Source organism: Pontibacter sp. HJ8, assembly GCF_054824225.1.
Genome location: NZ_JSYF01000453.1, coordinates 1 through 4,913, shown reverse-complemented (window position 1 = coordinate 4,913; position 4,913 = coordinate 1). Strand labels below are relative to the sequence as shown.

5 protein-coding genes are annotated in these 4,913 nt (G+C 54.3%); 1 reads left to right on the top strand and 4 read right to left on the bottom strand.

Going from position 1 to position 4,913, the window contains the following annotated elements; translation table 11 throughout:
- The first annotated feature begins 128 nt into the window (after nt 1-128).
- On the top strand, nt 129-1,031 hold the full coding sequence (locus OB13_RS17710) for a histone deacetylase family protein (RefSeq protein ID WP_461491516.1): 903 nt from the start codon (nt 129-131) through the stop codon (nt 1,029-1,031).
- A 15-nt stretch (nt 1,032-1,046) separates the two neighbouring features.
- Here OB13_RS17710 and OB13_RS17705 read toward each other — a convergent pair whose 3' ends face one another.
- The 4 genes from OB13_RS17705 to OB13_RS17690 all read right to left on the bottom strand — a co-directional run bounded on the left by OB13_RS17705 (nt 1,047) and on the right by OB13_RS17690 (nt 4,621).
- Nucleotides 1,047-1,259 carry a hypothetical protein gene (locus OB13_RS17705; RefSeq protein WP_461491515.1) on the bottom strand — a complete coding sequence of 71 codons (213 nt, stop codon included), beginning with the start codon at nt 1,257-1,259 and terminating at the stop codon, nt 1,047-1,049.
- A gap of 236 nt (nt 1,260-1,495) precedes the next feature.
- Nucleotides 1,496-2,197 carry a methyltransferase domain-containing protein gene (locus OB13_RS17700; protein WP_461491514.1) on the bottom strand — a complete coding sequence of 234 codons (702 nt, stop codon included), beginning with the start codon at nt 2,195-2,197 and terminating at the stop codon, nt 1,496-1,498.
- Complete coding sequence (locus OB13_RS17695; RefSeq protein ID WP_461491513.1) at nt 2,175-3,299, bottom strand: type III polyketide synthase; 1,125 nt, start codon at nt 3,297-3,299, stop codon at nt 2,175-2,177. The genes OB13_RS17700 and OB13_RS17695 overlap by 23 nt, the downstream gene beginning before the upstream one ends.
- Nucleotides 3,300-3,508: 209 nt before the next feature.
- Nucleotides 3,509-4,621 carry an NAD(P)/FAD-dependent oxidoreductase gene (locus tag OB13_RS17690; protein ID WP_461491512.1) on the bottom strand — a complete coding sequence of 371 codons (1,113 nt, stop codon included), beginning with the start codon at nt 4,619-4,621 and terminating at the stop codon, nt 3,509-3,511.
- Nucleotides 4,622-4,913 lie beyond the last annotated feature (292 nt).

Sequence of the window (4,913 nt, the reverse complement as noted above, 5' to 3'; positions counted from 1 at the left end):
CTTTGTGGGTAGTCAGGTATGCGGCCATGCACCGCTTTAAAATTGCACAGAAAAGGAACCGTTCCGTAACAGTTATAAAACCGCCGGCGCGTAAACCAGGACTGCCGTATTCTTGTTAATTTTGTGCTATGTTGAAAATTGCCTGGTCAGAGAAATTTGCGCACGCCTTGCCCGAAGGACACCGTTTCCCGATGGTCAAGTATGATCTGCTGCCGGAGCAACTGCTCTATGAAGGCACCATCACGGAGCAAAATCTTTTTGAGCCGCAGCCGCTGGAGGAACAATACATCCTGGATACCCATGCCAGCACCTACTGGCAGCGCCTCCGCAACCTGGCGCTCAGCCCTGCCGAGATACGCAGGACAGGTTTTCCGCTTTCGGAGGAGCTCGTAAACCGGGAAGTTGTGATCATGAACGGTACGGTGCAGGCCGCCCTGTTTGCGCTGGAGTATGGGATCGGGATGAACATTGCCGGCGGTACCCATCACGCTTTCACAGACCGGGGCGAAGGCTTCTGCCTGCTCAACGACATCGCAATCGCGGCCAACCACCTGCTCAAGTACAAAGGTATAAACAAGGTGCTGGTCGTGGACCTGGATGTGCACCAGGGCAATGGCACCGCCCAGATTTTTCAGGAGGAGCCGCGGGTATTCACCTTCAGTATGCATGGCGGCCACAACTATCCTTTCCACAAAGAAAAATCAGACCTGGACCTGCCGCTGGCCGAGGGCACGGACGACAAAACGTATCTGAAGCTGCTGCGGGAACACTTGCCGCGGCTTCTGGAGGAGCAGGAACCGGAGTTTGTGTTTTTTCAGTCGGGGGTGGATGTGCTGGCGACCGATAAGTTGGGGAAGCTGGGGATGACCATAGCAGGTTGCCGGGAGCGGGACAGGCTCGTGCTGGAGGCCTGCGTCAAAAATAAGCTGCCGGTCACCGTGAGTATGGGCGGAGGCTATTCCACGCAGATCGCCCACATCGTGGAAGCACACGCCAACACGTTCCGGCTGGCGCAGCACCTCTTCTTCTAAATTCTTACAACCAGGTTAGTGCCTGGTCTTGAGCTTGTCTCCCTCGCTCTTGGCTTTGCTGCCGGGCAAAACCAGCCTGAGCAGAATGTAGATGATCGGGGCCAGAACAAGCACCAGGATCACGAACAGGGCCGCCTTCAGCACTTTAACAAAAATAGAGATGACCAGGATGGAGATAACGAGAGAGACAATGAAAAGTATCCAGAAGTTTAACGCGCTTTTATTCATGGTATCAGTTTAGATAAAGGCAGGCCGGACTTTAAGTGAGCGAGCCTTAATAAAAAGTAAACGACCGGTTGAGGTACAACCGGGAACCGTAAAAACAGGAACTCATGTAGTAGTTTATCATGCCATGCGAGGGTACAAATGTCGCAACAGAGCTCCTGATAAGCATATAGCGTATAGCAGGCCGGCTCGTTTGTCAGCTGTCAGCAGTAATTTATACTAAGTCAAGATACGAATAGTTAGGCTTTTTTCAAAAGCAGCTGCCAGCGGAAGGCCCACATCCAGCGCAGGCTATAGTTGGCAACACCTGCCTGCTGCAACAGCAGCTGCAGTTCTTCGCGCCTGAAAGCGCGCCGTACCGATAGCGGGGCGTCATTTTTGACCAGCCGTGATCCCGAAAAGGCAGCCGTTATGTATTTAATAGAATAGTAGGCAAACCAGTGGCGGTGGAGGTCGTTGATAATGACGGCCATACCTGCCTGGCGGTGCAGTTGCCGGAACATAGCCACCAGTTGCTCATTGGTGAAGTGGTGGCAGAAGAGGCTGCAGACGACGATATCGTACGATTGCTTCTGAAAGTTATCCGAAAAGACATCGTGCTGGGCTATGGAGATCTCCGGGAAGCCGCCGCAGCGCTGGCGGGCATACTGCACCATAAAATCATTGGCGTCTATACCTGTCAGCCGGAGGTTCATTTTTTTTCGGCGGGCCCATTTGGCTATGCTGCGTAAGGTGTCGCCGCCGCCACAGCCAATGTCGGCGATGTGCAGGGGAGGGCCGGTATACTTCTCCAGCAGGCCTTCCAGGGCATCCAGCACCACCTTATACCCGCCCAGCCAGTGGTTGATCACCTCTAGTTCTTCCAGGTTGCGGCGCAGTTCCTCTCCCGAAAGCGTGAGGTCGTCCATCAGTTCAGGTTCATACGACCGTTGCTTCAGCATAGTGTACTTTTAGCAGCATGGATTCCAGTGTCAGGCCGGGACCGAAGGCAAAGCTCAGCACCGGTTCGTTTTGTTCCTGTGTCGTCAGGCTCTCCATCAGGTCCCTGAGCACAAAAAGCACGGTAGCCGAAGACATATTCCCGAACTTGTGCAGCACCTGGTAGGCAAAGCGGTTGTCGTTGCGGCTCATACCCAGTTCCTGCTCAATGACTTCGAGGATGCGTCTTCCTCCTGGGTGTATGGCAAACAGCTTGATTTCCGAGACGGTGGTTTTGAGCCCCTGCAGCAGCCGCTCGGTCAGTTGCCGTATGCCACTTTTGATCAGGTCGGGCACGTAGGAGGAGAGCGTCATTTCGAAACCGGTGTCGCCAATGTGCCAGGCCATTTCGCGCTTGCCGGCTGGAGCCAGGTCGCAATGGAAAGACTGCAGCTCCAGGCTCACCTCCTGGCAGGGCTTGCCCTGCATCAGCACCGCTGCTGCCCCGTCGCCAAACAGCGCATTCGATACAATGTGGTCCTGCTCGGCGTGCTTCTGGAAATGGATCGTGCAGATCTCGGTGCATACCAGCATCACGCGTGCCTCCGGGTCTGCTTTGCAGATCGAATCGGCCAGCTTGATGGCATTGAAGGCGGCATAGCAGCCCATGAAGTTAACAGCCGTTCGTTGCACACAGGTGTTCAGCTCCAGCCGCTCCACTAACTCTATGTCCAGGCCGGGGGCATACATGCCGGTGCAACTCACTGTGATCAGGTGCGTCAGGTCCTGCAGCTGCACGCCGCTGAGCTGCCCGAGGCAGTTGCGCACCGCCTGTTCCGACAAGTCCACGGCATGTTTGCGGTATACTTCCATGCGCTGCTGCACCGTCGGGAAAGGCTCCAGGTCGGGGGTGTTGGGGTAAAAGGTATAGTCCCCGTTCTGGCGGGTATAATCTTCGAGCACGCTAAAGCGCTGGGCAATGCCCGACACCCGGTACAACGCCTTGAGTTTGCGGCTACCCTGCGCATCGAGGCTCAGCGCTGCTGCCATAAAGTCTGCCACCTGCATCTGCGGGATCTTGTGTGGCGGGTTAGCCGTGCCTATGCCGCATATGTAGCTTTTCATATTCCGTGGTGTGGTGTTAGCGTGTTGCTGCTTTGAGTACCTATACCTGTCTCAGGACCGCTGCATACCTGTAAAGCAGGCCAGGGCTACACCGGGAACAGGCGTCAGCGCTTTATGTTCATAGTGTACCCGAAAATAGTGCACATATGCAAAAGCATGCTCTAAGTACGGAAGCTGCCGCTGTTAAGATGTTGGCAGACAGAAATGACTTAGAAGGGCTGGCCATGCGTTTGGCGCATGATGAACCGTACCGCTGCCGGGACGTGTTTTAAGGCGCTGACAGTCGCTTCGGAAAGCAGCGGATGGCCGAAAAGATGTTGCACCGCCCGCCCTACCTGCAGCCTGCGCCTGAACTGATTTTCCCAGGCGTAGGTATAGTTTGACTCCAGTTGCTTCCTGTCGCGCCCTTGCCCGAAGTAATGCAGGACCTGCTCGGTAGCGATCCTACCTGAATGGATGGCCATGGCCATGCCATTGCCGCAGAGGGGCGTGATCATGCCGGCTGCATCGCCGCACATCAGCATGTGATTTTCGATACAGGTCTTGGTTGCAAAGGAAATCTCATTGATCACCTCCGGTTGCGCATACAAAAACTCCGCCTCCCCAAAGATCTGCCGCAGGTGCGGGTTCTGATAGAGGATCGCTTTTTCCATGGCCGGTATCGTCCCGTGCTGCCGCAGGTTCTGGCGGGTGGTAAGGTAACAGAAACAATAGCGGCCGTCCTCAATGGCAGATATGCCGGCGTAACCATCCCGGAAGTTGTGCAGGGCGATCAGGTCGGTGGGCATGTCGAGGCGCAGGTGGTATTTTACGCCGATGTAGGGAGAGCGTGCCCGGAAGAAGGAACGGTTCAGCTGGCGGTCCAGGGGGCTGCGCTTGCCATAGGCACCCAGCACGAGGGTAGCCTCCAGTGTCTCGCCACTTGATAGCTTCAGAGAAAATTTGTCACCCTCAAACCTTACCTCCTGCACATTGTTATGTAATTTTACATCTGCTCCCTGTTTCAGCGCCTGCTGGTAGAGGAAGTGGTCGAAGGTATAGCGGCTGATGCCGAAGCCTCCCAGGTCCAGGGGCGACTCGAGTAGGTTGCCGGAAGGAGAGGAGAGTTGAAAACGGGTCAGCGTAGCAGGAAGGAGCGAAGCAGGATCGGCCCCGATGGTTTTCAGGTAGGGCAGCACTTCATTCGAAACATACTCGCCGCATACCTTGTGAAAGGGGTAGGACTTTTTCTCAAGGAGCACGACGGACAGGCCTTTTGCGGCCAATGCGATCGCACTGGTTAATCCGGCAAGTCCGCCCCCGATTATGGCCACATCTATCAAGAATAGTCTATATTTTTATAGTCCAAAAAAAATTATGAAAATTTAGTGAATGCATCCATTTTGTGGCGTATAATACAAGAACAAATTACGATTCCGAACGTTTAAAATATGGAACGACTTTTGCAATACATACCTCGTATTTAGACCCGAATTTTATATGAAACAATTTATACTTACTCTTTTTATCAGTTTCGCTGTTTTAATGGCGCAGGCCCAGGTCCGCGATACGGTCTCAGGCCAATCTGACGGCCGGGTGAAGGCGCAGACGGCAGCAGAACAGGATAAGGAAGTG

What these genes read in the sequence shown, in the direction of transcription:
- OB13_RS17710 (WP_461491516.1), top strand. Translation starts at nt 129, where the DNA reads ATGTTGAAAATTGCCTGGTCAGAGAAATTTGCGCACGCCTTGCCCGAA.
- OB13_RS17695 (WP_461491513.1), bottom strand. Translation starts at nt 3,299, where the DNA reads ATGAAAAGCTACATATGCGGCATAGGCACGGCTAACCCGCCACACAAG.
- OB13_RS17700 (WP_461491514.1), bottom strand. Translation starts at nt 2,197, where the DNA reads ATGCTGAAGCAACGGTCGTATGAACCTGAACTGATGGACGACCTCACG.
- OB13_RS17705 (WP_461491515.1), bottom strand. Translation starts at nt 1,259, where the DNA reads ATGAATAAAAGCGCGTTAAACTTCTGGATACTTTTCATTGTCTCTCTC.